A 26,082-nucleotide genomic window follows, 5' to 3' on the forward strand; every position below is an offset into this window, starting at 1 on the left:
CCCACAACGACGGCCCCGCTACAAGGCGATCAGTCGTTCCGGGACGGTTTCGAGGATCTCGCAACGGCCATTGCACATTGGGCGCGACACCACTACCGACATCGCTGCATGGAACTCGACGATGTAGGTCTCTCCGCTCGGCTTGAAGCGGACGACATCACCGGGGCTGAACATCGGAGTATCCGTTCTCCATCGGCGCAACGCGGCCGGGCGTCGAGTTGGGGCGCAGATCGTAGCCTTTACTCCACGCCCAGAGCATGAACGCCAGCACGACCACCGAGACCACGGCCGAGACAACCACCGACACCGAGACCAGAGGATTGCGCGGATCCGGCACCTCGCGCGAGTCGCTCACGATGGAATCTCCAGTCGCGCTACGAGCCTGCGTCGGACGGTTCCGAACCTCCCGAGCACATACCGCGCGAGCACAGAGACGCGCCGCTCACCGGTGGGGTTGTCGAATTCGGTCATGCACCTTAGCTTTCGGCTGTTGTTGTGAACGTCAGGGATTTCGACGTACGAGCTCTCGATCGAGTGCGACTGGATCGGGAGTCGACGGACCCGGATCGCGGGCGAGATCAGAATCCGCAGGGTGTCCCGACCGCGTCCATGGCAGCGGTGAATGCAGCGTCCCGCGTCACCCCGTCGGCCTCGTCGAGGCCCTCCGCAGTGGCGAGTCGATTCAGCTGTACCGCAGCGATATAGAGTGCGTCCTTCAGTGCGCCCCGGTCCGCGACTGCCGCGGCTGCGTCGAATTCCGCTGCGGTGTCGGCGTAAATCAGCCGCAAGTCCGCAATCGAGCCCCTGCCGCCGAGCGCTGCGGTCCGCTCGACCAAATCGGTCCACGCCACGTCGACGGCGGCGCAGGTCGCCTTGTCGTCGACCGCGCCCGCCGTACCAGCAACCGCAGTGAGCCCAACGGTAGCAGCCACCAGCGTAATCGCGGCGAAAAGTGTTCTCCGCATCGGCATTTCCCTTCTTCGCTTCGAACCAACAGCTGTCAGACTTGCTGGGTCGGCAGCACGATGGCCTGGCGCAGATTGACGCGCGCGGGGCGGCTGGTGATATAGGCGATCAGGTCGGCGACATCGTCGGCGTGCAGCGCTTCCATGGCCGTGTACATGCCATCCAGCTGGCTGCTGAGCTCAGTGTTATCGATGTGGCTGCCCAATTCGGTATCGGTCAGGCCCGGTTCGATGTTGGTGACGCGGACCTTTCGGGGGCCCAGTTCGGTGCGCAACGTCGCGGACAGTTGGGTGATGGCGGCTTGGGTGGCCCCGTACACGGCATAGGTGGGGAAGAGGACGTGCGCACCTATGGAAGAAATATTCACCAGGTCGGCTGCGTAGCCGGCGTCCGCCGCGGCCACCAGGTCCGGAATGAAAGCACGAATTATGCGCAGGCGCCCAGCCACATTGGTGTCGAGCATGCGAGTCCATTCGTCTTCACGACCGGCGTCGATCGGATTGGGCAGCATGACCCCCGCCGAATTCACCACCAGATCGACCGGCCCGAAAACCGCGTGCACCTTTTCCGCCGCACGTCCGACGCTTTCGGGATCGGTGACGTCGACCATGACCGACAGCGCGGTTCCGCCGCGATCTTGTCGGCTAGTGCTACCAGTCGATCCGCGCGACGGGCGAGCAATGCGACCCGAGCGCCGTGGCGGGCAAGGAGCAGGGCGGTGGCCTCACCCATGCCGCTGGCGGCACCGGCGACGACGGCGGTACGGCCGGAAAGGTTGTCGTAACTCATTTCTTCCTCGTTCTCGGTTCGATGCCGCGGGCGACGGGTCACTCGGCCCAGCGCAGCGGCAGCTTCTTGTCCGGGTCGGCAGGGACGCCGGCTTTGCCTCCGACCGCCATGGCGACGAGTGCCTGGGAGTCGCCGACAGCGGTGAGTCGGCGTTCGCTATTCCTGCGGAACGTGTCATGCACCGAGTTCTTGCGAGAGCGCCGCGGTGATGGTGATCAAGACCTTGGATGCGGTGCGGCTGTCTTCGTCGGACACCTGGCCGTAGGCGCGAGCCAGGATGGGTGCCAGACTCGCCCGCACATCGGTCACCAGTGTGCGGCCGAGCTCGGTGGGCTGGGCACCCTCGAGCAGATCCCGCTCGTTGAGGCGGGAGATAGCGGATTCAACAAGGGCGGCATCGAATTTCGTGGCACTGACAACGTGGGCCAGCAGCGCGGTGCGGTCGGCCGGATCGATGGCGATGGACTGGTTGAGAGTGATCCACTGTGTCTCATCCAGACCCGTACCCGCCAAGGCGCGCGACAGAATCACCGTGTGCACCTTTTCTGCTTGGCCGACAATCGAAGGGTTCAACGGAACAGTCATTGGCGAGTCCTGTCTACGGCCACCGAGTTCCGGCAGCGCGAGGTATGAAATAGGCTGGAAATCAACAGATTTCGCTTGGAGTACGTGCGAACTACGGGCACCAACGTGCGATGGCGTCAGCAATGGCCCCGGGCTGATCCTCGGTAGCGTGGTGGCCGGCCGGCCCGATGTGTTCGACGGTCAACGCGGCGATGTTTTCAGTGCACCACGCTGCCGTTTCCGGGGTGATCAGCAACGTGGGCGAGGTATCGAAGGTCAGCAGCAATTTCGGGATCTGCGGGCTGGCGGCCAGCCATTCGTCGTAGGCAGTCACGGCCTCCGTGACATCGACAGGGTCACCATCCAGCGGGATGGAACGTGCCCAGTGCAGGACCGGCTTTCGGCTCTCGCGTGTCGGATACGGCCGCAGATAGGGGGCCAGTTGCTCGGTATCGAGTGGATGCAGCACTCCGCCCGTGTAGGCGGTCTCGATGAAGAAGTTCGTGTCGAGCACCAACTCCTCGCCCTTGGACGAGCGCATCGCCTCGGACCGTTGACGCGGTCCTTCGCCGAGCTCACTCCAGGAGAGCGGCCGCACGATGGTCTCGAAAAAGGCTACGGCCCGGACTCTTTCGGGATGGCGTGCGGCCCAGTCGAAGGCGAGCACGCCACCCCAGTCGTGCCCGACCAGCACGACATCGTCAAGTTCGAGCGCGTCGAACCAGGCATCGAGGTAGCGGGCATGGTCGGCGAAGGTGTAGTCGATTTCGGGTTTGCCCGAACGACCCATGCCGATCAGGTCGGGAGCAAAACCGCCGAGGGTCGGCAGGATTTCGCGCCACATATGCGAGGACGCAGGATTGCCGTGCAGAAATACGAACCGAGTACCGCCAGGGGCCTGTTCGTAGTAGATGGTCGAGTCCAGGACCTCGACTGCGGGCATAACGGTGACTCCGAACTTCGATCGGGAACAGAGATACGACGACATCGATGAGCTCAACTACGACAACCCCTCGATGTCGAAGCTGCCCGATGCCGCCGCCGGACGAATCCGTCACCTCACGGTAGGAAGGCCTGGCCAGAGGCGGTATCCGTCAGATGTCCTAAGTGCCCGCCGGTCTTGGCGAGCCGGTTTGCCGAGAACGGCGGATCGGGCTCGCTCCCCCGCTTCGGAGCTGGGGACTACGACAAGAGGCCGCGCGCTACCCGTTCCGGACGGGAGCGGGAGGCGCGGGCCTCCGACTGCGCCTCGTCACGATGTTCCGTATCCAGCAGTCGACGTGAAAGCTCTTGGACGAGTTGACTGTTCGTCGCCGCATGCAGCGCCTCACCGATACTGGATCGATCGTCGACCATGGGCAGGGTGAACATTTCCGCCGGTGCCAGCCCGGCCTCGATCAGGCCTTCCGCCGGGTTCACACCGAAGGTGACACAGAAATCGATGACCGTCTGCGCGACCGGCGCCTTCTTGGGGTCGAACAGGTGCCGGTTCACCGTGCTGGGGTTGACACCCATCCGCTTGGCGATCGCCAGCTCGCTCATACCGCCTGAGATCTGCTTCAACCAGCCCTGGAACCTCGTGCGCATGCGCAGAGTCTAGTCGCAGTTTTGCGGCATTCCGCCGGTGCTCACCTGTGAAAACAGCCGATCAAAGCTGAACCGTGCCGCAGAAGTGCGCGATCCTAGGACTCCTGCCAGCCGTACTGTGCGCCCTCCTGCTGCCTTCGCACCCGGCGATCACGCCGAGCGGTCAGCCAATAGTTCAGAATCGCGTAGGCCGAGTACGCGAAGACCGTGGCGACGCCCAAGGAAAGCGTGACCCGCGACGAGAACCCGTAGACGGCAGGTACCCAGATTCGGACGATACGGTTGGCGCCCCAGATGATTCCGAATACCGCGGCAACGCCCAGAAGCGAGAGCGCGATCCGGTCGGTACGGGCGAACCCTGCCCAGCCGTGGCGTGCGGCGTACAGCACCGTACCGAGGACTGTCCCGTTGGCGATCACCGTCACGGATCCGCCGATGGTCGCGTACGCCTGAGCCCAGCCGCCCAGGTCGCCGATCAGACGCGTCGGCGTCGTCGGCGCGTCTGATGCAGCGAAGGAACCGACGACACCGAGGGCGGCAATCGCGGCGGCGGCACCGATCCAAGGCACGAGATCACGTCGCCCCCATGCCTGCCCGGCGACATGCACGCAGAGCAGGCGGGAGGTCGCGATGGCGACCAGTTCACTGGCGAGGGCTCCCAGATTGTGACCGGGCGCGGTGTCACCGATAAAGTCCAGAACACCCCGGATTCTGAGAATCGCGAAGATCGCGAAACCGGCCATTGCCGAGGTCATCGGGCGGGTTCCCGGATCACGCCGCCAGCCCGGCAGACGCACCGCGACCGCAACCGTCGCCGCGCAGCAAGCGGCCAGGTAGTAGGGCGCTGTCACCGGCAGAATCCCTTCGTCGTCAACGCGTATCGTCGCGTCCCCACGCCTCCCGGTCAGGGACATCGCTGCAGGTCATGATGCCACCCGCAGCGAGCCCCACTTCCACGAGCACCAACCTGCAAGTTGCCAGCAACTAGGCAATCACCTAGGACAGATGACCGATTGTGAGGCAAATTCCCACACCATACGGTCGACAACAGAGATCAGACATGAGTACCGATCTCAAAGTGGCAGCGATCGCGAACAATCAGCAAGTCGGCGGCGCGCCAAGGCACCACAATCGAGAGGAACCAACCTGATGTCCACAGGAATTGAACTGGGAACCCTGCTGCTCAAGCTGTTCGGGAACGGCATCGTGCCGCTGACCGGCTCTGCCGGCATCCCTACCCCTCGCTAGACGAAGCGTGTAGCGGGTTGAGAACGCCCCCAAGGTCCAGCCTCCCTCGCTGGCGTCTTGGGGGCTTTTTCGCAGAGTCGCCCGAAATCGCTCCCTGCAGCCAGCGACGCCTTTGGTTGCAACACCGCCCATTGAATGATCGCGACGGAAGAGCACCACCGCCAAAAAGCAAGTAACGCTTGGGGGTTGGTGATAGGTCCGAGAGTCGGGGGAGCCGGGCGCTCGAGGATGTGCTCACGCTCGCGTCACGATGTAGTCCGTTGGGTTGAAGCGTGCGGTCATGCGGCGGAGGCGACGTGCCGACCAGGGCCAGGAGAAGCCGTTGCGGCCGTTCTCGTCGAAGTAGTAGCTGCGGCATCCGCCTGAGTTGTAGACCGTGCTCTGTAGTGCGGCTTGGACGTCGTTGTTGAACTGGCGCATCACGTTTGCCCGGACTTCCAGGGATACCGCGCCGCTGTGCCGCAGATGAGCCAGTGCCTGAATCACCTGCTGCAGTTGGGATTCGACGATCAGGAACCCCGACGCGACGGCCGACACGTTGGGCCCGAAAAGGATGTAGAGGTTCGGAAAGCCGGGCACCGTGGTCCCGAGGTACGCCTGTGGGCTGCCGGCCCAATGCTCGGACAGACTGCGTCCGTCGCTGCCCCTGACCTTGCCCGCGATCGGCATGTCGAGGATCTTGAATCCGGTCGCCATGATCACGATATCGACCTCGGTCTTGGAATTGTCTTCGCCGATAAGGGTATTCCCGCGAACGGCGGTCAGGCCGGTCGAGACAACCGAGACATTCGGGCGCGCGAGCGCCGGGTAGTAGTCACTCGACATCAACAGCCGTTTGCAGCCGACCGACCACTCGGGCGTGAGGGCGGCACGCAACGCGGGGTCATCGATGGCCGACCGGATGTTCTGGCGCCCTAGCCATTTGAAGGCCGCCTGCCCCCAGCGATGGTTGAACGCGATATTGGTGAACTCGAGAATCAGTTCCTCACGCCGACGGTTGAATTCGTGCACGCACCCCAGCCGATGCAGACCCAGGCGGCGCACGATCCGGGACCGCGCAGGCTCCATCTTGGGCACCACCCACTGCGGAGTCCGTTGCAGGACATGGAGTTCGGTGACCTGCTCGGCAATGCTCGGCACCACTTGGATCGCCGAGGCTCCGGTTCCGACGATCGCCACCCGCTGTCCGGTCAGATCGACGTCATGATCCCAGCGCGAGGTGTGGAACACCGGGCCTGGGAAGGAGTCGAGGCCGTCGATGGCGGGCAGGCTCGGCTCATGCCATGGTCCGGCGGCGGCGACGAGCGAACGGGCACGGATCTCGCCGCCGCTGGTGTCCAACACCCAGCATCGCTGCGGCTCGTCCCAGCTCGCCTCGAACACCTCGACCCCGAGACGCAGATGCTCGGTGACGCGGAAGCGGTCCGCGGTCTCGCTCAGATAGGACAGGATCTCCGGCTGCGGCGCGAACTTTCGACTCCAGTCATCGTGGGGCGCAAAGGAATACGAGTAGGCGATCGACGGGATGTCGACCGCGCACCCCGGATAGGTGTTGTCTCGCCACACTCCGCCGACACTGTCGGCCTTCTCCAGCACCACGAAGTCGGTGATCCCCGCCTCGCGCAGCTTGATCGCGGTGCCGAGACCGGAGATGCCGGCGCCGATCACGGCAACCTCGAACAGGGGTGTCATGCGTCCTCCAGGACCAGTTGGGCGGCGCGCTCGCCGATCATGATCGACGGCGCGTTGGTGTTGCCGCCGGGAATGGACGGCATCACCGATGCGTCGGCGACGCGCAGCCGCTCGATGCCGCGCACCTTCAATTCGGGGTCGACCACGGCTCGATCGTCCACGCCCATCCGACACGTGCCGGTCGGGTGATAGACGCTCGAAATCCGACGGCGGGCGTCCTCTCGGGCGGGCGTGGTGCCGGCGCGGCCGGGCGCTACTTCGGCGCGGACGTAGGAAGCGGCTCCCGGATGTGCCATCGCCTCGCGGACGATCTCCAGTCCCGACATCAGCACGTCAAGATCCGCGGCTGCGCTCAGGTAGCGAGGGTCGATCACAGGCGCGGCATGCGGATCGCGCGAGGCCAGCCGAACCGTGCCCGAGCTCTCCGGATACAGCAGCACCAGATAGACCGTGAAGCAGGCGCCGTCGATATCGGGGTGAACTCCCGGGATCGTGGCATCGGGGCCGCGGCGGCCAAGCGGAGTCGCGAACAACTGCAGATCGGGAACGGCGTCCGCGAACTCCGACCTGAGGTGAGCAATACCCTCCATGTACGAGCCTGCCAGGAAGGTCGAATTCGCCCGCAGGCGCTCCTTGGCCATCGCGGCAACGAATTTCGCCGGACCGAGGATCGGGCCTTCGGTCACGTTGTAGACCACCGGGACAACGGCGTGATCTTGCAATCCCTCCCCCACCGGCAGATCACCGAGTACCGGGATCCCGTGTTCGGCCAAGTGTGCGGCCGGTCCGATGCCGGAGAGCATGAGCAGTTGAGCGGTGCGGAACGAACCGGCGGTCACGATGACTTCCTGGTGCGCGACAAGACGTTCCGTGCCTCGCTTGGTAGCGACTTCGACGCCGACGGCGGAGCCTTTGTCGATCAGGATCCGCGTGACGTGCGCACCCGTCCGCACCCGCAGGTTCGGCGGTGCACCGCGCAGGTAGGCCTCCGCCGAGCTCTGCCGACGTCCGCCGGCCGCGTTCCATTGGGCGACCGAGACGCCCTCCTGTTCGGCCGCGTTGTAGTCGGCGTTGTGGGCGACTCCGGCCGTCGTGGCGAGCGTGTCGAGGAAGGCTTCGGTCACCTCGGCGAGATTGCGTGCACGAGTGACGCCGATCGGGCCCGAGCCGCCGCGGTAGTCGTTCGCGCCGTCCTCGAACGACTCCATGCGCTTGAAGATCGGCAGCACGTCCGCGTGACTCCAGCCGACGCAACCGGCCGCCGCCCAGTCGTCGTAGTTCTTGTGGTGCCCGCGGGACCAGATCATCCCGTTGACAGCGCTGCCGCCACCCAGTCCGCGCCCGTGCATCTGCGATACCCGGCGTCCGGCGGCATTCGGCTGCGGGCTGGTGCGCGGCTGCCAGGTGACACTGCGCTGCAGCGCGCCGACCCCATGCATCGCCCCGACCATGCCCGGAACCCGGACGAGCCGGGAGTCGTTGCGGCCGCCCGCTTCCAGCAGCAGGACCTCGGCACCGGCATCAGCGATCCGACGTGCCACGGCCGCTCCGGCGCTGCCGCCGCCGACCACGATGTAATCCGCAGATGTGTCGTGCGGGAATTCTCTTGCCATGGATTACTTCTCCTTGTCGGATCGCTCGATGGCGACGGACGGGTAGTTACGGCGAAGCGCGACAAGGGCATTGCTCAGCTCGATCACAGCCTGCAAACGAGCGTCCTCGAGCTCCGGCCGCGGCAAGACTTCGCGAAGGACGGCCTCTCCGTCGAACATGTGCACCAGCGACGTGCCCATCAACCGCAGCACTGCGGGATCGACTCCCGCGCCCGATGAGGGCACCACCGCGAGCTCGTCGACGGCAGCGTAGAGCCGGGCCGCCACCGGCGTGAGCTGCTCACGCAACTCGCCGTCCGTGCGAGCGGCGACCAGCAATTCGAACCAGACCGCATTGATCTCCGCTCGCGACTGGCTTCGCGTCAACGCGAGCATCTCCCCGACGGGCGCGTCACCGAGAGCGCGAAAGCCCGCAAGGTGCCGACGACCGACCTCTTCGGCAACTTCGACAACCAGCGCGAGCCGCGAATCGAAGTGACGGAACAACCCGCCCTTGGATACCCCTGCCCGGGCACAGATCTCGCCGAGCGAAGCACGGTAGTAGCCGATCTCGGCGATAGTCGCGATCGTCGCATCCACCAACGCCGCCTTCGTGGATGCCGTGCGCTCCGCCTGGGTCCGGCGCACATGCTGGTTCTCGGTCACACAGCAGATTGCAACCAATCGGTCTCTAAATGTCAATAGGCCGAAGATTATTGGGGGACATGAACATTCGAGCGCAACCGCGCATCACGTCACGGGTCGGCGACTATCTCGGTGACCGGGACCTCCCCTTGCCACAACGAATCTCGACCCCATGCCCCGACGAGTGTTCACGGAGTGACTCGGCCCCAGGCCACCTCGGAGACTCCGCGGCGGAACCAAAAGGCGTGATTGAATATTTTCGACATCGACGCACGGAGCAACGCATGAGCATCACACATGAGCAAGCCTGCGAAATTGTCTATCGGACCGTGCAGCCAACGTGGACCCATGGCACATTCTGCATCGACGATCGCATGATCGCGGAGACAGACGACTACTATCTAGTCGTCATCGGCGCACGAGAATGGTTGATCAATGGCGATGATTCATTCCTGACTTTTGGTGGTAGGGCGACTGTTGTCTATAAGCAAAGCGGAGAAATAGGGAGACTGATGCCCTTTACCGTCAATGACGATCCGACCTTGCGGAGACGTGAGAATCCGAATCCGAGAGTGCTACTTCAAACCTAGCGCGCCTACTCCGGCGACCCATCCGCCGAACCACTTCGAGATCGGCCTGAAACGGTTGCCAAAGCTGTGTCAGCGGCTCTGTCAGGTCGACATCAGCGGGGTGTCAGTCGCGGCGGACAAAGTATGCCCATCGAACAAAGCAGGCCCGAGCCAACACCGGCTCCGAGCTACTGCCACAACAGCTTTCGAAGGAGCACACCATGTCCGCCACTCTGAACCTGACCGACCAGGACAAGGCCACCATCCGCTCGGCCGCCTACGGCGCGGTCTCGCTTATCTCCGCCGCCTAAGCCGCGATCAAATGCGTTGAGCGCGATACCCCTGCGCCGATCGCTACGCGATGTCGCGAATATGGACGTCGCCCTCCCGTATATCCGACACTTGCAGGTCAGGCAGGAGCAAGTCAACCGGACTAGGTTGCCCCGGCTCCCAACCGAACGATCAGCGGCAATGCAGGACGCCCGAACCTCAATCGACCTCGCCTCTCCCTCCACCACCAACGTTGTAATCGCCAGCAACGGCACATATCTCGTCGCCGAGTGGCACATCCCGAAGGGGTTTCGTCTGGTTTGTCTTCGTTTTTGTGCCACTCGATATTCGGCATGTACGTGCGATCCGCCGGCATCGGATGGCCTGGCCCCGTTGATCTTCCAGGCGGTGGCGTTGGTCGGTACGACCGGCGGCATGAGCTTGCATTCCGAACTGGCCTCATCACGAGGAGGATCCCGCGTCGCTCGATCTGCGAAAAATGCAACGGATCCGGCACTACGTGTCTGCGCGGGCGAGGGCCTCGGCTTCCATCGCGGCGATGAAGTCGCCGACGTCGGATCCGTAGATGCCCCAGCTGTTCACGCCGCCGAGTTCGACGAGGCGAAGTACGCCATCGGGGCCGACGCCGATATCGACGGTGAGCATGGTGCAACCCTGAGCGAGTAGCCGCTGCGCTGCTATTTCCGCGAAGCCACGAACGTGATCGGGGACGGGGAGATACGGCTCGATCGGATAGGAACTTCCGCAGACGAAGCGGCCGTGGCGGCAGAAGCAGCGGTACTCGCTTTCGAAGGGCACCACCTCGGACACGACGACGAGCTCGTCTCGGTACTGGTCGTAAGTCTCGAGCCAGTGCCACAGCTCCGTGATGGCATGCACGCCTGCGGGGAACAGCTTGTAGTTCGTATCGCTGCGGATGAAGACCTGGTCGCTGTCGAACATGCGTCGCAGCGGTAGACCGGCAACCGCCGAGAACGGCACGAAGACGGCGGTGCGTCCAAGGAGGTCGTAGACGTGCCGGTAGTAGAACGAGCAGCGCAGCATCGTGTAATCGTCGAAGACCGCTTCTCCGAGCCGAGGCACGCGACGGAGACTTCTCATCGTGGGCATAGTCCCGTACCCGACGATCGGCCGGCCGTCTCCGACGACCGGCCAGCGTCCCGTCATCGCATCGCGCGATTGAATAATCAGGGCATCGTCGAGCGCGGCCGCGACGAGAGCGGATCCGGGGAATTCCTCATGGAGATCGATGAGCCATTGCGGTCGCATGGCACGATGCTATTCGCGCTGAATGCGAGAGCACGCCGCAATCAGGTTGGGTCAGTCTGTGATTCGGGAATGACGACCACGCCCGGTCAGCGCGCTTCGCGGCAGTTGAGTGCATGTCAGCTGCGATAGCTACAGTCGCACCGTGGTATTCGGCGAGTGGTTCTCGTTGGGTTTGTCGGGTAGTGCTGGCACGATCGATGCCGTGAACGAGCCCGACCTCCGCGCCTTGATGCGACTGCACATCCCCGAAGAATTCCACTCCGAGATCGAGCTGACCGTCCGTGAAGGGTTGCGGCTGCGGCACGCTCGCGAGGATGACTCGGTCATCGGCTATTTCGGTGGTCTGCCGCAGTTACCGGACGGATTCGCTTGGCCTGGAGCCGATCACGGTCACGACCAGCACGTCGCCACCATAGATCTCGCCACTCTGCCGAAGCTGGATGTGAATCTGCCTGCCTCCGGGACGATCTCGGTCTTCGGAGATACGAATGGCTGGGCCGGGGCTTGCCTGTACTTCCCTCACGACGTGGCCCTCAACGAGGCGCCCTTGCCGACGGATCTCGCCGAACGTAACGGCATCATCAGTCGTGTCGACATGACCTACGCGGTGGTCGAAACCATTCCCGACGCACAGTGGTTCGAAGAGAACCTACTCGACGGAAACGACCACGACGACGAGGTATACGAAGGATTCGAAGCGTTCGGCGAGGCATTCTTCACCCATTCCTGGGCCTGGCACCAGCTCGGCGGCTGGGCCAACGAGATCCAGGGACAACGCGACCGCGGCCTGCTGCCAGGGACCGCCGCCGAACGACACTTCTACCATGACTTCGAACCGTCAGGTCCGCTGCTGCTCGCCCAGTTCGACACCGATCCCGAAATCAACATGGGATGGGGAGACTTCGGCACTCTTTACTGCTTCATCACGCCACAGGATCTGGCCGTGCACGACTTCACGAAGGTCAGCGTTCACTGGGAAAGCTACTGAACAGCCAAATCTGCCCCCGAAGACTCGACCGCGGTGCCAAGCGACGATCGGCAGAAACGGATACCCCACGCTGGCTGGTTCCACCAGCGAGGTATGCGGCTACTTGGACACTTGATGTCGATTCAGGCAGCCGGCACGCATCGTAGCTCGGGGAGAGCGGCGAATGTGCTGGGGCTCAGCGGAAATCGGCAAGGTGGTCGTTGACCCAGTCTCGGTATGTGTGTGCGGGTGCACCGGTAACCTCGGCGACGGTGGGGAGGACCGGCTCTGGCTGCGCGGTCAGCTCGTCCATGTCCAGCAGGGCCTTGTCCACGTGGTCGACTGGCATCCAAGTAGACATCGCCGCACGCATCTGTTCCCGGGGCATTTTCTCGAATCGCACCGGCACCCCGAGCGTGTCGGCGATGATCCGCGCCCGCTGCGGGGCGGTCAGGGACTCGGGGCCGGTCACCTCGTAGACGGTGCCGGTGCGACCCTCGAGCAGTGCCCCGACGCCCACCGCGGCGATGTCCCGCTCGTGGATCACCGACCTGGCCCATTCGTCGTAGTGCTCGCGCACAACACCTTCCGCACGGATCGACTCCGCCCAGCCGAGGTCGTTGCCCGCGAAACCGCCTGCGCGCACGAACGTCCAGCCCACCCCCGATTCCTCGATGAGCCGCTCGAGATAGCCGTGCGAACCGAGCACCGCGCCAACCCGTTCGTCGGCACCCCTGGCAGAAAGGTAGACAATGTGGCGCGCCTGCTCGGCCAGCCGCCGAATCACGGCCCGCGCGACCGTGTCCGCTTCCAGCGTCGGCCACACCAGGAACACCGCGTGCACTCCGTCCAATGCGGCATCCAGACTGCCCGGGTCCGACAGATCGCCGCGAACGACCTCTACACCTGGCGGAAGATCCACCGCCTCCGGGCGACGAACCAGTGCGCGGACATCGACGCCTGCCTCGTGTAGTTGGTTGACGGCTGCGCGGCCGACCTTGCCTGTTGCACCGGTTACCAGAATCATGACTCGATCCTGCAACCTGAACTAATGTTGAGGTCAAGCATCGACTCGGATCGATCTTGCGGACACAGGCGCGGCCACGTTCGATAGGCCACGACCTCGATACCGTCCATCCAGTGCGTTCACAGCAGCAGGCATCAACACTGCGTGTGCGGGTCCGATGCGGGCGAAAATAGCTCGGCGCCTTGATCTTTCCGAGTTGCTCAGCGTCTGGCGCCGGGGCCTCTCCGGGTCAAATTGCCTCGAATTGGGTTGTGGCACAAGTATCATGGGCAGTTGGTGGGAACGCGCGCACCCACCCTTCTAGATACTCTTCGAGAAGGGGCGGGCCGATGAAGGCTAGCTACCAAAATCAGATCGCGCTGCCCGAGGGCATTTCATTCGATGTCGTTTGGGTTCCGGACGCCGCAATCGTGCAGGCCACCGTGGACGCCTATGTCGGCGCCTTGGCGAGGCCGGCCTGGTACACCGATCCCAGTCAGCTGCGTGTCACCCGGGACACCCGGATCTTCATGCTCACCAACCACAAATTCCTGCCGGTGACCGATCCGTGGAATCCGACCACGCAGATGCGGATCTACCAGTGCGGTACCTGCGGCCACGGGTGTAGCGAGAGCGGCATCGAACTGGGTCACGTCCAGAAATGGCGGGACCACCTCAAGTTCGCGGCCGTGACCACCCCGGCCGAAGCCAAAGCGGCATACAACAACCTGAACAACCTGCGGCTGGAATGCCGATCCTGCAACGCCAGCCACGATTGGGAGTAGAGCGAATCACGATCGGGCCGAAGCCAAAGAGACACCCCCGCCTGGCGGCCGCGCTACTTGTTGTCGGAGCCGAACTGCTCGCGCCATGACGCCACCTGGTCATCCGAAACTTTTGTGAACAGCACCGGCGGCACGGTGAATTCGGTTCCCGCGCGCAGCCAGGCGAGGGATTCGACGTCGGCACAGTCCGGCCAGTCGATTCCGGCGACGTTGGGTTCGCTTTGCCGCCAAAGGCCCCGGAGAGTCGCGGCCGTGGTCGGAATAATCGGTGCGGAGATCATCGCGAACAGGAAGATGAGGTTTGCGGCCGTGCGTAGCGTGAGTGCTGCGGCGTCCGGGTCGGTCTTGATCTGGATCCACGGTGCACGGTCGTTGATGTATTCGTTGGCCAGGCTCCACATGCTTCGAAGGGTCGCGGTCGCCTTGCGGAGTTCGATCGCCTCGAGGTGGGTTTCGTAATCAGCGAGCAGCCGTGAGAGCCGGTGGCCCAGTTCGCGTTCGGCGTCGCCTGCGGGTGAGCCCTCGGGCAGCTGCTCACCGAATCGCTTGACACAGAACGTCAGCACGCGGTTGACGAAGTTTCCCAACACATCCGCGAGATCCTTGTTCGTTTGCGCCGCGAACAGCTCCCACGTGAAGCTGACATCGTCGGACTCGGGAGCGTTGCCGATCATGAAGTAACGCCAGTAGTCCGCGGGCAGCATGGCCAGTGCGTCGTCGGTGAAGATGCCGCGATGCTCAGAGGTGGAGAACTTCCCGCCGTAGTAGTTCAGCCAGGAGAACGACTTGATGTAGTCGACCATCTTCCACGGCTCACGCACGCCAAGTTCGGTGGCGGGGAACATGACCGTGTGAAACGGGACATTGTCCTTGCCCATGAACTCGGTGTATCGCACGTCGTGCGCGTTGAACCACCAGTCTTTCCAGTCCCGCCCACCCGGATCGGCATCGGACCATTCCTTGGTGGCGGCCAGATATCCGATCGGGGCGTCGAACCAGACGTAGAAGACCTTCCCGGCCGCCGCAAGATCCGGCCAGGTATCGGCAGGAACGGGCACACCCCAGTCCAGATCGCGGGTGATCGCACGATCTCTCAGGCCCTCGCTGAGCCACTTGCGCGCGATCGAAGTGGCCAAGTGCGGCCAGCTGCCACTCACCCGGTCGATCCAATCCTCTACCTCGGGTTGCAGCTTGGATTGCAGCAGGAACAGATGATCGGTTTCGCGGACCTCGAGATCGGCCGAGCCGCTGATCGCCGAGCGTGGATCCACCAGGTCGGTCGGATCCAGCAGGCGCGTGCAGTTCTCGCACTGGTCGCCACGCGCCCGCTCGTAGCCGCAGTGCGGACAGGTGCCGGTGACGTAGCGGTCGGGCAGGAACCGCCCATCGGTGGGCGAGTACACCTGGGTAACCGGTCGCTGTTCGATGAACCCGTTCTCCAACAGCTTGCGGGCGAAATGCTGGGTGATCTCGAAGTTCTGCGGTGAGGAAGTCCGGCCGAACACATCGAACGACAGTCCGAAGTCGTCATAGATCGCCTTCTGCGTGGCGTGCGCCTGGGCGCAGAACTCCGAGACGCTCAATCCTGCAGCTGCAGCGGCCAATTCGGCCGGCGTGCCGTGTTCGTCGGTGGCGCAGACAAAAAGCACCTCATGCCCGCGAGCCCTGAGATAGCGGGCATACACGTCCGCAGGCAGCATCGACCCCACCAGATTGCCCAGGTGTTTGACCCCATTGATGTAGGGCAGGGCGCTGGTGATGAGATGCCTTGGCATGACGGCGTTTCCCCCTCGATCCGCTCTACGACGCCGGGACAATAAGGCCCCCGACCGCTTGACGGATACTACTCATGCACCGTTACCTGCGGAAATTCTTTAGCCCCGGATGCGCGTGCGCCATCAAGATCAGGGAGCACTCACTGCGGAATTTTGTCCGCTTCCCCTCGCTGACAAACTCCCTGATCTTGTCGCTGCCGGCCCACCCGAAGGCATACGGGTTGAATTCAAGGGAGGTTGCTCGTGGCGGTGACAGTCCACCGGTGGCCAGACCGAACAACCTTGTAAGCGGCAATAGCGTGCGTTTTGCTGACCGTGATCGGGTGGCTGCGTGAGGTGTTGCTGAGCCCGGTCACAGCCGGTCAGTCTTGATCCGGTTACAGGCTTGGGAGTTCCTTACGATCGTCGATGGTCAGTCCTGCTGCGCGGACGGCGATTTCGGCTAGGCCACGCCATGCCTCAGGCGAGGCTGGATATTCGCCGTTGATCGTCCTCGTCGACTCGTCGATCAAGATCCACCAAGCGTCCGCATCGCTTCGGAGGAGAGTCAGTGCCACCGCCGGAGTCGATCGGCCGCCACCGGAGCGAGCGCCCAACACCGTACGGCTCGGGTCGGTCGCCGATCCAATTCCGGTCAGCCCCAAGGCATCACGCAATGCATCCAGCCGTATCTGGTCGAGTTGCCCGTTCACGGTGAGCAAAATTCGTCTCATGACAGTAATCGGGCGGGTATGCCCAGAAGAGGCAGATCGATGGCGCGCTCGCTCGTGTCGAGATCCCAGGCGTCGTACGCCAACGTTGAGGCATTCGGGATGCAGTGAAAGTCTCGAAGACCTGTGACGATCATTTTCGCCAATTGCCCGTGGATCAGTACCGATACCGGCCATGGCAACTCGATCCACCAGCAAGTTCCATGGTCGGGGTTTCCTGGCGGTTGCCAGCCCACAGCCGACATCAGCTCCGGGCCGGAACCGAGGGAGACCGAAGCGCCAACGAGCGGCAGCTCCAGAACTATCGCCCACAGACAGTCGCCGAACTGCGCTATCTGCACTAGACGGTCGGATGTCGGCCACCGGAAGCAACCGATATCCACGACCGCATTCTCGGGGAACGTGGCCACCTGCTCAGCGAGTCGATCGGTGAACTCACGCCAATCTGTCATGACCACCCCGGCCTCGAATCACCATTCGAGCCCGTATCCCATTCCCGTCGTGCGCATTTGACGTGGCACTCGCATGTACCACCGGCGACATGCTATCGGCACGTCCGTGCATTCGGCCGGCCGAGATGGGCTTGCCGCAGTAACCTTCGGAGCGCATCGCGGCCACTCCGATCAGCGCGGGATGCGGCATGTGCGGATGTGTGACGGAGGGTCGTTCAGCGTGGATGGCGATTGAGCCACGAAGATAGGGGCCATGCAGTCTTTGGGGAGCGAGCTGGAACACCCGGCGGTGGATCGGTTTCTGAGTGCGGTGGACCAGGTGATGAACAGCAACACACTGTTGCTGAAGATCCGAACCGACTCCCCCATCACTGACGAACACGAAGGCGCGGCAGTACTTGAGTTATTCCTCCGATCGGCAGTGTTCAGCTCAGCCATGCTCGAAGCCGATCGCAACCGTAATTGGTGGATCCTTCAGTCGATGGCCGACAGTGCGGCGGCAGACAAATCCAGGCTGCTGCAGGAGGGATTCGAGCTGACTTGCTCCCCGATGGACGCATCCCAGTTCGAAGCACGATTGCTCTGGATGTTGTGCACGGCATTCAGCCCGTATGGACGGCACCGAACAGCAAGCCAGGCGCGCGAGTTTATTCGTGACTTCGAACGTCAGCTGTTCGGGCCGTCCCCGGCCGGTTGGTCCTTCGTTGCGGTGCAACCGAACTTCCTCGCCTCGACTCATTACTACGACCAGCAGGATGGAGGCTCGGACCCCGCCTACTTCGATGGCGGACCTAATGACTCGGCCAGCTTCATCTTCCGCGGTGACATCTTCTACTTCCTACTCACCAACGGATGTCCTTGACCCCCGCGCTGCCATCGGCGTGTGCGGACACCAGAACGGCCCGAGTTGCCTCGGGCCGTCGGTCTTCCACAAGACCGCGTTGACCGCTTCGAACCGCGCGGGCAGCGGCAGACTAGGACGCTCCGGCATCCGGCCGACCCCCACCCCTCCCGCCGACACCAGCATCGTAATCGCCAGCAACGGACGATATTTCGTCGCCGAGTGGCACATTCTGGAGGGGTTTGGCCCGGTTTGTCCTGCTTTTTGTGCCACTCGGCATTCGGCAATTCCGTGCGTTCGCCCAGTCCCGAATAGCCACGGCCGGTTGATCCGGCGTCCCCGCGTGTGCGCCATCAAGATCAGGGAGTACTCACTGCGGAATTTTGTCCGCTTTCCCTCGCTGACAGCTCCCTGATCTTGTCGCTGACGGGCCACCCGAAGGAATACGGGTGCGGTGCGGTCAGCGATGGCCGTACAGCGCTTGTCGTAGGGCACGGCCCAACTTCCGCTGCAGGCCCCGGAGGATCGCGATGGTCTGCTCGTCCGAGAAACCTGTGGTGATCGACCAATCCAGGCCGGATCCGAAAACGTCGCTGGCGAAGACGAACTCGGTTGCCAGCAGCGAGCGCCGCCAATCGCGAGCACTCAGTGGCTCGTTTGCGATCAACGCCGAACGCAGTCGACGCCCTTGTTCGTACAGGTCGGCCACGCTTTCGAAGTCCATGGCCACCGCGAGCGCGTCACTGCAACGAGCGGGCCCGCCCCACTCGTTCAGCCCGCAACGCAGCACATCACGTTCGTCATCCGACAGGTCGATCTCGACCAGGTGATCCGAGTCCACCGGCACCAGGATGAACGATTGAAGGCTCTCGCGCCAATTGCCGGCTCGAACCGCCCGACGAGCGGCGACCGTCACACTTGAACATGTTCAACTGGCGGGTTAGCCTTCGTTTTGAACACGTTCAAATAGTTGAGGAGTTGGGATAATGGACTTCGTCGTCGTTACTTACGGGGCATACGCGACTATCAGCTTGGCTGTCACGTTCTGGGTGGCGCGGACGCTGCATCGGACCGGGGCACGGTTTCTGGTGGATGTTATGAACGGGGACAGTGAGCTTGCCGAGGTTGTGAATCATCTGCTGGTTATCGGGTTCTGGCTTGTGAATGCGGGGTTTGTGGCGGTGGCCTTGCGGATCAGTGGGCCGGTTGTGGATACGCGGGCCGCTATCGAGGAACTGGCGTCGAAGCTTGGGATGGTGTTGCTGGTGCTCGGTGGGATGCACTTTGCAAACCTGATCGCTCTGAACAAGATCCGTCGTAGCCGCCATCAGGAGAAGCAGGGCGTCGTCGCTGCGGTTCCGGCCGGCGCGGCCACGCTAGCCTGACCCGCATGACCCGCCCCGAGCCCGCGACCGCGCGCGGCGAGGAAACTCGCCAGCAGATCATCGACGCCGCCCTGCGGCTGTTCGAGCAGAACGGCTATACGAAGACCACCATGCGCGCGATCGCGAGCGAAGCCGGCGTCAGCGTCGGGAACGCCTACTACTACTTCAAGTCCAAAGAGTATTTGGTTCAGGGCTTCTACCAGCACATTCAGGATCTGCACGCGCGGCAGCTCGAGCAGACGGCCCGCGGCGACTCGCTCGCCGCCCGCTGGCAGACGATGGAACTGACGTTCGTCGATATCGCCGCGCCCTACCACGAGTTCGGTGGCAAGTTCTTCGCCAGCGCCGCCGAACCCACCAGCCCGCTCAGTCCCTTCAGTGACGAAAGCCAGCCCGCCCGAGCGTCAGCCACCGCCATCATGCGCGACCTGGTCATCGGCAATGAGGTCAAGGGTGACAAGCGGCTGATGGCCGAGCTACCGAATCTGCTGTGGCTGGCCCATATGGGCGTCGTCCTGTTCTGGGTTCACGACCGCAGCCCCGACCAAGAACGCACCCGACTGCTGATCCGCCGGGTCGCGCCACTCGTCGAACGCATCGTCGCGCTGTCGCGACTCCGGCCCCTGCGCGCCGTCCTCTACCCGGCCCTGGATCTCATCGACGACCTCGGCAAGTAGGTGCCAACCGAAAATCGCTTTACCGCTTCGGAACCCACTGCTACTTTGACTTCAAGACCACGGCCACGACAACAGGAAGGCGGCCCCGCGACGATGCGCAACCAGCAGCAGTTCACTCTCGGCCAGCGCCGCTTCCTCCGAGTACGCGCCGGCGCACGGAGCTGCCACTGAGGTCTCGACCATCGCAGACCTTTCAGGGCCGCTTCCTCGCATTCGCAGGAGCGGCCCGCTCTCATTTCTGGCACAGCACAGTAGCCACCGCGTGCAGTTCGACGACGAATGGCGTCACAGCCGATGCCCGCACAGTCTCGTGTGGATGCTGTTGCCCCACAACGACGTAACCAACCGATCTTGCTCCGCGCACCTCAGTGCCGAGCCGATGTCAACGCCGACATCCGCGTGGAGCCCTGTGCCCGTAGCTCAACTGGACAGAGCGTCTCCCTACGAAGGAGAAGGCTGGAGGTTCGATTCCTCCCGGGCATACCAACCCTCGATGAAGCGTGGTGTAAACGGCAGCACGGCAGATTCTGATTCTGTCAGTTCAGGTTCGAATCCTGGCGCTTCAGCAATGATCGAACGTTCCGGCCGCAACCCCGCCGACGAACGAATCCCACTGGCCGGGGGTGAAGACCAAGGCGGGGCCGGCGGAGTTCTTCGAATCACGCACGCCGACAGCAGCTTCCCCAACCCACGCCACCTCGACGCAGTCGGTCTGACCGCCGCTATGACTGCTCTTGAACCAGGCCGCTCCCGCCAGATCGGTGCTCATGCTTGATAACTCCTTGCCACCTGCCTGAGCAGGTCTCGTGTGCGGGGCTCGTCCAATGCGGTGCGACGGACCGCCGAGGCAATGTCAATGTAGCGCTGCACGTCGTCGGCATGCTCGAGGTAAAGGTCAAGTTTGCCATTGCCTTCGCAGTAGACGAGCGGCGGTTCGATGCGATGACCACGCGGATCGTCGCCGAAGTCCAGAATCACGAACGGGCCGTGCAGAATTCCCCACGCGTAGCCACTGGCGAACGGTTGGATGCGCACGGAAACGTTGGGAAGAGTGCCGATCTCGGCCAGATGCCGCAGTTGGGCGGCCATGATTCGCGGACTGCCGACGACCCGGTGGAGAGCCGATTCATGGAGCATCAGCTCGAGTTTCACCGGCTCCACCTTGCGGGTGATGATCGTCTGCCTTTTCAGGCGCAACTCGACACGGCGGTCGATGTCCTCGGTACTGCCGTCCCGATAGAACGCGCTGATCAGAGTCCTGGCGTAATCGGCCGTCTGCACCAACCCCAGGACCATCTCGTGATAGGCGATCAGACGGTGTGCGGATGCCGCCAGCCCGACGTACATGTTGAAGGTCGCGTCGCTGTAGAGCCCGCTGAAAGCGGTGTACCAGGATGGGGTTCGTGCCTGCTCGGCCAACTCGACGGCGCGCGCCGTGTCAGCCTCGTCCACTTCGTACAATTCGCACAGGGCGCGGATATCGCGGACGCGCATCTTCTTCACGCCGCCTGTCTCGATCCGATGGAGCGCGGTCTTACTCAACTCCACCAGATTCGCCGCACGATCCATCGAGAACCCGCGCCCCTCACGGGCTTCCCGTAGAAATCGCCCGAGCTGTCGCCGCGGCAGCGTGGACGGTTCTTCGTCATCGGCCATGTTCGCATCCTCGGCATTTCCGGAACGGAGCAGACACCATCGCGGAACAGACGGTACGCCGGGCACGGACCCCATCCTGGCGTTTCGGACCAATCCTGTTCGGAAGGTCCGATTTCGCTGGGACCTGCGAACTTCCGATGATGTTCTGGTGGCACAGCAGCGACAGGGAGGAGATCGCGATGTCCAGCGAGAACCCGTGGTCGGTTCGGGCCATCAGTGCGCGAATCGAATCGGAACGTAGGAGTGGCGGGAGCGGTGGGCGGCGGCGTCCCACGCAACATCGGAGACGGCGACCGAGTGCGTGGCGGTATGGCATGACACTGCTCGCGATGGCGTTCTTCGGTGACGGCACAGCGGGATTGGGTGGCCGCCATGCCTTGCGATGATCTCGGACAGGTCGAGTTGCAGGTCATTCAGGACGTCCTCGAGGCGGTGGAAGCAAGGATCCGCGATATGGAGCGTTGCGGGTGGCGATTGACGGTGCCCCGCTCACGCGTCTATGCCACGGTTCTGCTGGCGGTGGTGGTGAGTGCACGGGAGGCGCACCGCATTCCGGCCACTCTGGATCGAGCCGAGATACTCGACGAAATCCTCGACGGTGCAGAACCATTCGACACCCGCCCCAGTCGGCAACCGGTCGAGGAAACCGTTCGCAGGTACGCGACACCGGCGAACTGAATAGTGGCCGTGGGTCGTTCGTCCACGGAATGCACTGTCGGGGCATGCGGATACGCTGGCCGGGACGAAAGGGAGGCGCGGCCATGGGGATGGCGATGTACTTCAGCGCGACGCGTGAGCGACCGCTGGAAGTCGGTGAGATCGCGGAGATCGATCGGGGGCTCGAAGCGATCGCGGAGAAGGGCAAGGAACCGTACTCGATCGACGATGATGGTGCGCGGGAGCCGGGCACCATCTTCTCCCGCTGGCTACAGCTCCCGAAAACCGCGGCCGCCTGGGACGCTATCCACCGCTGGTCGGTTCTGCTCACACATATTCGACGCCATGTGCCCGATGCCGAGTGGCTCGTGACGGTGGACGACCATGAAATCGTCTGGGATGAACAGCTTCGGGCCTTCGACCCTTCCCGCTAGCGTCCTGGTGCCGCATCGGATCGTTGTCGGTGGGCACTGCGATCATGGTGCGGAGCAAGCGAGTTGGGTTCGGAGGATCTCGGTGAGTAGCCAGGAATGGGATACGTTCGCGACAAATCTTGCGGGAGTGTTGTGCCGGTGCCCCATCTACACTGCCTTGATCCTCAGATCAGGCAATAGGTTTCTGGATTTCAGCAAGGGCGAGGGCTCAGGAGGTCATTACCTCAACATCCTCGTGTGTGATGACATCACCGACCCGGGACGGCAGTACCTGCACGAACGTGGTTGGTATATACCAGATTCCGATGACAACTGGTGGCTTTCGATCCAGCGACCGGGGCCGAACGACTACCGCGAAATCGCCTGGGAGTCAGTGGGAATCCTGCGCGAGGTGTTCGGCGTTGCCTCGCCGACGGATCTGCGGCTGGATGGATGGGTCGAATGCAATGACTGGCAGGTGCCGTTCGATCAACTGCGAGGAGTCGGCTCGCCATCGGCCGATGGCGAGCCGAATTCGCTGCCTGCGATCGCCGAAGCGCTACTGAGCGATCATCTGTGGCTGGTCGACACTGTGCGATACGCGCTCCGGGATCCCGCGACGGATCGGGGTTTCGGTGCGTGGAGTCGACTGCTCGATTGCCTCGGCGACTGTAGTCACGGCGGGATCGGCGTATTCGCACAGTTTTACTGGAAGCAGGACCCCCAGGACATCCGAGAGAGGTTGCAGCGCTCGCTGTTCCACCCGAGGGATCTGTCGTGGGAGTGGTTCCCCGAATTCCTCGCGACCGCGGCCGAGTGGCATCCGGGCGATGTCACCGAAGTCTTGCTCAATCGTGTCGGCGAACACTGCGCCGGTCTCGGGGTCACGCTGGTTTCCTTTGTCACGGAGGGTGACGACTTTGCCGTCACCTTCGTGTCCGCCGACCGGTTGATCCGGTTGAACGAGCTCGCCGCCGGCGAAGGCATTCGCATCGACACGATCCCCTGATCGGATCCGGCGTCGAGCCGCCTCAGATATTGACGCCGATTTGGCGGAGGAGGGTTACGTCGTCGAATACTGCTCGGGCTGAAGCGATCTTGCCGTCGCGGATGGTGTACATGCCGAGTTGGGTGTATTCGACCGGGCGGTGGGTGGCGGGGATGCCTCGGAGGTCGCCTTCGTGGGTGCCGCGGATGGTGATGTGGGCCCAGACTTGGTCGCCTTCGGCTACCAGGTCATCGGGGGTGAAAGTGGCGTCGGGGAGGGCCTCGAAATAGGCGAGCAGGAAGGTCTTGTAGTTCTCTACACCGAAGTTCGGGATGCCTGCCCGGAGGGCGAGGGTGGGGAACTCGCAGTCGGGGGTGAAGGAGTCCCAGATTGCTTGCAGGTCACGGGTTTCCACGTCGCCGACCTTCATGAACTGGCGGATCACGTTCTTGTTGTCTTCCAGCGACATCTCTTGCCCCTATAGTCTCATTGGTACGGTCTCGCTGGCATGAAATCTATAGTCCCACTGAGACTGTGTCAACCCTCGCAGGTCAGCTGGATGCGGACGACAGGTTGCTCATGAGCAGGCCGAGGGCGAATTCGAAGCGGTCGGGGCCGGTTCCGGAGATCAGTTGGGCGGCATGACGTTTGGTTTGCGGGAACTTGTCGGCAGGGAGGGCGGTGAAGCGGTCCAGGAGCTCGTCGTGACTGAGCACCCATTCCTGGTCCTGGCTGCGGCGACGCTGACTGACCAGACTCTGCTCGAGGGCGTAGGCGCTGACATAGAGGGAGAGGGCGTCGCGGGCCCAGCCGGCCGTTTTCGGGTCGATGCCGCCCGCGAGCAGGATCGACAGGATCCCCTCGCCGACCCGCAGGGTTTCCAGATTGGTCGACACCATAGCCAGAGCAGCGCGCGAGATGCCGGGATATTGCAGGTACAGGTCGCGGATCTGGATGTACACGCCGAGCAGTTGTTCGCGCCAGACGGCCGGATCCGGTTCGGGGAGAACGACTTCGGCATAAAGTCGACCCATCAGCAGATCGTCGATGTCGTCCTTGTTGACGATGTGCGCATACAGCGAGGACGGACCGGTCCCGAGCACGGCGGCGACCCGGCGGATGGTGAGCGCGTCATACCCCTCGGTGGCGACGACCTGCATGGCGGCGTCGGTGATGCGCTCGACCGTGATCGGCTGCTTACGCGGCGCCGGCGCGGCGGTGTCGGCGGCGGGTTGGGCGTGACGGGCGGCGCGGCGTTGGCGGGGATCGGTGGGCATAACGGCCACCATACCTTGACACGAACAATGTTCGTCACGTAGAACTTAGATCGTCAGAACGAACTTAGTTCGTGTCGATGTCCTGGAGGTGCGTGATGCGAGTTTCCGTCGTCGGAGCTGGTCTTGGTGGTTTGGCTCTCGCTCAAGGTCTGCGTGGTGCCGGTATCGAGACCGAGGTGTTCGAGCGCGATCCGGGCATCGTCGCCCGATTCCAGGGCTACCGCCTCGTCCTCAACCCGATCGGTTTCCAGGCGGTGCGCGACTGCCTGCCGACGCGCTGGCATCCGCTACTGGACGAGATCGTCATGGACGCCACCGCCGAACAGCTGATCCTGGACCCGCAGCTCAACGAGATCGGCAGGCTCGGCGCGGGCCGGACCGGCATCGTGGTCGACCGGCAGGTGCTGCGGCACCTACTGCTGACCGGTCTCGACATCCACACCGATGCCGCCTTCACCGGCTACGACGCACAGGCCGACGGCCGGGTCCGAGCCCAGTTCACGCATCGCGACCCGGTCGTCTCCGACCTGCTCGTCGGCGCGGACGGCGTCACCTCCGCGGTCCGCGGCGTGCTGTCGCCGCAGACCACCCCGACCGACACCGGCGTCCGGTTCGTCATCGGACGCACCCCGCTGACCGACGAATTCGAAGGTCTCTCCAAGGCTTTCGGCTCGAAGATCGCGGGCGACGGCGTCAGCCTGCTGCTCGGCGCGATGCGCTTCCGCACCCCGCCGAAGCAGGCCGCCGAACAGCTCGCGCCCGAAGTCACGCTGCCCGATATCGGTGACTACGTACGCTGGGCCATGATCCTGCCGCCCAACGGCTCGCTCGAGGATCTGTCCGCGCAGGACGCCGTGCTGTCCAGGATGGACGGCTGGCATCCGCAGTTGCGCGCGCTGATCGAGGAGGCCGACCCGGACAACAGCACCCTGCTGTCCATCCGGGTGGTGAAGCCCGGCGCGCGCTGGGCAACCGGCCCGGTCACGCTGCTCGGCGACGCCATCCACGCCACCTCCCCCACCGGCGGCAACGGCGCGAACACCGCGCTGCGCGATGCAGACCTGCTGCGCCGCTGCCTGATCGACGCCGACCAAGGCCGCCAAGACCTGCTCGGCGCGGTCGCCGACTACGAGAACCAGATGTTCGAGTACGGCGCCGAGGCTGTGCGCAGCAGTCTCGAGAAGCTGCCCGCATTCGCCCCCGAAGCGAAACTTTCCTGACGCAGGCAGTCCCCTCCGGGTTAACAAGCCGACCGGCAGCAACGATCATGTGTTGATCTTG

32 protein-coding genes, 2 tRNA genes and 1 pseudogene are annotated in these 26,082 nt (G+C 63.5%); 12 read left to right on the forward strand and 23 right to left on the reverse strand.

What is annotated here, in order from left to right; translation table 11 throughout:
• Positions 1-18 precede the first annotated feature (18 nt).
• From ACFXHA_RS12745 to ACFXHA_RS12800, 12 genes and pseudogenes are all read right to left on the reverse strand, one after another.
• Entirely contained in the window at positions 19-174 is a 156-nt protein-coding gene (locus ACFXHA_RS12745) for a hypothetical protein (RefSeq protein ID WP_379355967.1), read from the reverse strand.
• Positions 158-355 (reverse strand): hypothetical protein, encoded by a 198-nt coding sequence (locus tag ACFXHA_RS12750; RefSeq protein WP_379355969.1) that lies wholly within the window; start codon positions 353-355, stop codon positions 158-160. Before ACFXHA_RS12750 ends, ACFXHA_RS12745 begins: the two co-directional genes overlap by 17 nt.
• Positions 356-578: 223 nt before the next feature.
• Entirely contained in the window at positions 579-965 is a 387-nt protein-coding gene (locus tag ACFXHA_RS12755) for a hypothetical protein (RefSeq protein ID WP_379355971.1), read from the reverse strand.
• Positions 966-1,000: 35 nt separating this feature from the next.
• Positions 1,001-1,755 (reverse strand): annotated as a pseudogene (locus tag ACFXHA_RS12760) (SDR family oxidoreductase).
• A 38-nt stretch (positions 1,756-1,793) separates the two neighbouring features.
• Positions 1,794-1,937 carry a hypothetical protein gene (locus tag ACFXHA_RS12765; protein ID WP_379355973.1) on the reverse strand — a complete coding sequence of 48 codons (144 nt, stop codon included), beginning with the start codon at positions 1,935-1,937 and terminating at the stop codon, positions 1,794-1,796.
• Positions 1,930-2,340, reverse strand: a complete 411-nt coding sequence (locus tag ACFXHA_RS12770) for a hypothetical protein (protein WP_379355975.1) — start codon at positions 2,338-2,340, stop codon at positions 1,930-1,932. The genes ACFXHA_RS12765 and ACFXHA_RS12770 overlap by 8 nt, the downstream gene beginning before the upstream one ends.
• A gap of 91 nt (positions 2,341-2,431) precedes the next feature.
• Positions 2,432-3,262 (reverse strand): haloalkane dehalogenase, encoded by an 831-nt coding sequence (locus ACFXHA_RS12775; protein WP_379355977.1) that lies wholly within the window; start codon positions 3,260-3,262, stop codon positions 2,432-2,434.
• A gap of 239 nt (positions 3,263-3,501) precedes the next feature.
• Positions 3,502-3,906: a hypothetical protein gene (locus ACFXHA_RS12780; RefSeq protein WP_379355979.1), complete on the reverse strand. Its 405-nt coding sequence runs from the start codon at positions 3,904-3,906 to the stop codon at positions 3,502-3,504.
• Between the two features lie 95 nt (positions 3,907-4,001).
• Positions 4,002-4,757 carry a hypothetical protein gene (locus tag ACFXHA_RS12785; RefSeq protein ID WP_379355981.1) on the reverse strand — a complete coding sequence of 252 codons (756 nt, stop codon included), beginning with the start codon at positions 4,755-4,757 and terminating at the stop codon, positions 4,002-4,004.
• Between the two features lie 631 nt (positions 4,758-5,388).
• On the reverse strand, positions 5,389-6,846 hold the full coding sequence (locus ACFXHA_RS12790; RefSeq protein WP_379355983.1) for a flavin-containing monooxygenase: 1,458 nt from the start codon (positions 6,844-6,846) through the stop codon (positions 5,389-5,391).
• Positions 6,843-8,459, reverse strand: a complete 1,617-nt coding sequence (locus ACFXHA_RS12795; protein WP_379355985.1) for a GMC family oxidoreductase — start codon at positions 8,457-8,459, stop codon at positions 6,843-6,845. The genes ACFXHA_RS12790 and ACFXHA_RS12795 overlap by 4 nt, the downstream gene beginning before the upstream one ends.
• A 3-nt stretch (positions 8,460-8,462) precedes the next feature.
• On the reverse strand, positions 8,463-9,104 hold the full coding sequence (locus tag ACFXHA_RS12800; RefSeq protein WP_379355987.1) for a TetR/AcrR family transcriptional regulator: 642 nt from the start codon (positions 9,102-9,104) through the stop codon (positions 8,463-8,465).
• 263 nt (positions 9,105-9,367) lie between these two features.
• Here ACFXHA_RS12800 and ACFXHA_RS12805 point away from each other — a divergent pair, with 263 nt between their 5' ends.
• Positions 9,368-9,673: a hypothetical protein gene (locus ACFXHA_RS12805; protein ID WP_379355989.1), complete on the forward strand. Its 306-nt coding sequence runs from the start codon at positions 9,368-9,370 to the stop codon at positions 9,671-9,673.
• Between the two features lie 765 nt (positions 9,674-10,438).
• Here ACFXHA_RS12805 and ACFXHA_RS12810 read toward each other — a convergent pair.
• Entirely contained in the window at positions 10,439-11,026 is a 588-nt protein-coding gene (locus ACFXHA_RS12810) for an ATP-grasp domain-containing protein (protein ID WP_379355991.1), read from the reverse strand.
• A gap of 328 nt (positions 11,027-11,354) precedes the next feature.
• Between ACFXHA_RS12810 and ACFXHA_RS12815 the strand changes: the two genes are divergently transcribed.
• Complete coding sequence (locus tag ACFXHA_RS12815) at positions 11,355-12,200, forward strand: DUF1963 domain-containing protein (RefSeq protein WP_379355993.1); 846 nt, start codon at positions 11,355-11,357, stop codon at positions 12,198-12,200.
• A gap of 175 nt (positions 12,201-12,375) precedes the next feature.
• Here ACFXHA_RS12815 and ACFXHA_RS12820 read toward each other — a convergent pair whose 3' ends face one another.
• Positions 12,376-13,206, reverse strand: a complete 831-nt coding sequence (locus ACFXHA_RS12820; protein ID WP_379355995.1) for an SDR family oxidoreductase — start codon at positions 13,204-13,206, stop codon at positions 12,376-12,378.
• 329 nt (positions 13,207-13,535) lie between these two features.
• Between ACFXHA_RS12820 and ACFXHA_RS12825 the strand changes: the two genes are divergently transcribed.
• Positions 13,536-13,970 carry a GH-E family nuclease gene (locus ACFXHA_RS12825; protein ID WP_379355997.1) on the forward strand — a complete coding sequence of 145 codons (435 nt, stop codon included), beginning with the start codon at positions 13,536-13,538 and terminating at the stop codon, positions 13,968-13,970.
• Between the two features lie 53 nt (positions 13,971-14,023).
• On the opposite strand, the gene metG is transcribed toward ACFXHA_RS12825, so the two are convergent.
• The 3 genes from metG to ACFXHA_RS12840 all read right to left on the reverse strand — a co-directional run bounded on the left by metG (position 14,024) and on the right by ACFXHA_RS12840 (position 16,907).
• Complete coding sequence (gene metG, locus ACFXHA_RS12830) at positions 14,024-15,745, reverse strand: methionine--tRNA ligase (protein ID WP_379355999.1); 1,722 nt, start codon at positions 15,743-15,745, stop codon at positions 14,024-14,026.
• Positions 15,746-16,122: 377 nt separating this feature from the next.
• Positions 16,123-16,437, reverse strand: a complete 315-nt coding sequence (locus tag ACFXHA_RS12835) for a hypothetical protein (protein ID WP_379356001.1) — start codon at positions 16,435-16,437, stop codon at positions 16,123-16,125.
• 17 nt (positions 16,438-16,454) lie between these two features.
• A complete protein-coding gene (locus tag ACFXHA_RS12840) occupies positions 16,455-16,907 on the reverse strand; it encodes a hypothetical protein (RefSeq protein WP_379356003.1) in 453 nt (150 codons plus the stop codon).
• A 253-nt stretch (positions 16,908-17,160) separates the two neighbouring features.
• Between ACFXHA_RS12840 and ACFXHA_RS12845 the strand changes: the two genes are divergently transcribed.
• Positions 17,161-17,769, forward strand: coding sequence for a hypothetical protein (locus tag ACFXHA_RS12845; protein ID WP_379356005.1), 609 nt, complete (start codon positions 17,161-17,163; stop codon positions 17,767-17,769).
• 439 nt (positions 17,770-18,208) lie between these two features.
• On the opposite strand, the gene ACFXHA_RS12850 is transcribed toward ACFXHA_RS12845, so the two are convergent.
• A complete protein-coding gene (locus ACFXHA_RS12850; protein ID WP_379356007.1) occupies positions 18,209-18,589 on the reverse strand; it encodes a hypothetical protein in 381 nt (126 codons plus the stop codon).
• 145 nt (positions 18,590-18,734) lie between these two features.
• On the opposite strand from ACFXHA_RS12850, the gene ACFXHA_RS12855 reads away from it, so the two are divergent.
• Complete coding sequence (locus ACFXHA_RS12855) at positions 18,735-19,133, forward strand: hypothetical protein (protein ID WP_379356009.1); 399 nt, start codon at positions 18,735-18,737, stop codon at positions 19,131-19,133.
• Between the two features lie 5 nt (positions 19,134-19,138).
• Entirely contained in the window at positions 19,139-19,810 is a 672-nt protein-coding gene (locus tag ACFXHA_RS12860; protein WP_379356011.1) for a TetR/AcrR family transcriptional regulator, read from the forward strand.
• Positions 19,811-19,861: 51 nt separating this feature from the next.
• Here the strand turns inward: ACFXHA_RS12860 and ACFXHA_RS12865 are convergent, their stop codons facing one another.
• Positions 19,862-19,993 (reverse strand): hypothetical protein, encoded by a 132-nt coding sequence (locus ACFXHA_RS12865; RefSeq protein WP_379356013.1) that lies wholly within the window; start codon positions 19,991-19,993, stop codon positions 19,862-19,864.
• A gap of 226 nt (positions 19,994-20,219) precedes the next feature.
• Here ACFXHA_RS12865 and ACFXHA_RS12870 point away from each other — a divergent pair.
• Together ACFXHA_RS12870 and ACFXHA_RS12875 are read left to right on the forward strand one after the other, a co-directional pair.
• A tRNA-Arg gene (locus ACFXHA_RS12870) sits at positions 20,220-20,296 on the forward strand.
• 8 nt (positions 20,297-20,304) lie between these two features.
• A tRNA-Gln gene (locus ACFXHA_RS12875) sits at positions 20,305-20,376 on the forward strand.
• Here the strand turns inward: ACFXHA_RS12875 and ACFXHA_RS12880 are convergent.
• Together ACFXHA_RS12880 and ACFXHA_RS12885 are read right to left on the reverse strand one after the other, a co-directional pair.
• Entirely contained in the window at positions 20,373-20,579 is a 207-nt protein-coding gene (locus tag ACFXHA_RS12880) for a DUF397 domain-containing protein (protein ID WP_379356015.1), read from the reverse strand. The genes ACFXHA_RS12875 and ACFXHA_RS12880 overlap by 4 nt on opposite strands.
• Positions 20,576-21,466 carry a helix-turn-helix domain-containing protein gene (locus ACFXHA_RS12885; protein WP_379356017.1) on the reverse strand — a complete coding sequence of 297 codons (891 nt, stop codon included), beginning with the start codon at positions 21,464-21,466 and terminating at the stop codon, positions 20,576-20,578. Before ACFXHA_RS12885 ends, ACFXHA_RS12880 begins: the two co-directional genes overlap by 4 nt.
• A 342-nt stretch (positions 21,467-21,808) precedes the next feature.
• On the opposite strand from ACFXHA_RS12885, the gene ACFXHA_RS12890 reads away from it, so the two are divergent.
• The 3 genes from ACFXHA_RS12890 (at position 21,809) to ACFXHA_RS12900 (ending at position 23,545) form a co-directional block, all read left to right on the forward strand.
• Positions 21,809-22,144 carry a hypothetical protein gene (locus ACFXHA_RS12890; RefSeq protein ID WP_379356019.1) on the forward strand — a complete coding sequence of 112 codons (336 nt, stop codon included), beginning with the start codon at positions 21,809-21,811 and terminating at the stop codon, positions 22,142-22,144.
• A gap of 83 nt (positions 22,145-22,227) precedes the next feature.
• Entirely contained in the window at positions 22,228-22,557 is a 330-nt protein-coding gene (locus ACFXHA_RS12895; protein WP_379356020.1) for a hypothetical protein, read from the forward strand.
• An 82-nt stretch (positions 22,558-22,639) separates the two neighbouring features.
• Positions 22,640-23,545, forward strand: coding sequence for a hypothetical protein (locus ACFXHA_RS12900; protein WP_379356022.1), 906 nt, complete (start codon positions 22,640-22,642; stop codon positions 23,543-23,545).
• A 22-nt stretch (positions 23,546-23,567) separates the two neighbouring features.
• On the opposite strand, the gene ACFXHA_RS12905 is transcribed toward ACFXHA_RS12900, so the two are convergent.
• Both ACFXHA_RS12905 and ACFXHA_RS12910 read right to left on the reverse strand, forming a co-directional pair.
• Positions 23,568-23,993, reverse strand: a complete 426-nt coding sequence (locus ACFXHA_RS12905; RefSeq protein ID WP_379356024.1) for an ester cyclase — start codon at positions 23,991-23,993, stop codon at positions 23,568-23,570.
• Positions 23,994-24,075: 82 nt separating this feature from the next.
• The gene (locus tag ACFXHA_RS12910; RefSeq protein WP_379356026.1) at positions 24,076-24,801 is read right to left on the reverse strand and encodes a TetR/AcrR family transcriptional regulator; all 726 of its coding nucleotides are present in this window, start codon (positions 24,799-24,801) and stop codon (positions 24,076-24,078) included.
• A 95-nt stretch (positions 24,802-24,896) separates the two neighbouring features.
• Between ACFXHA_RS12910 and ACFXHA_RS12915 the strand changes: the two genes are divergently transcribed.
• Positions 24,897-26,021, forward strand: a complete 1,125-nt coding sequence (locus tag ACFXHA_RS12915; RefSeq protein ID WP_379356028.1) for an FAD-dependent oxidoreductase — start codon at positions 24,897-24,899, stop codon at positions 26,019-26,021.
• Positions 26,022-26,082: the final 61 nt, after the last annotated feature.

This window comes from Nocardia sp. NPDC059240 (genome assembly GCF_042753865.1).
Taxonomy (GTDB): domain Bacteria; phylum Actinomycetota; class Actinomycetes; order Mycobacteriales; family Mycobacteriaceae; genus Nocardia.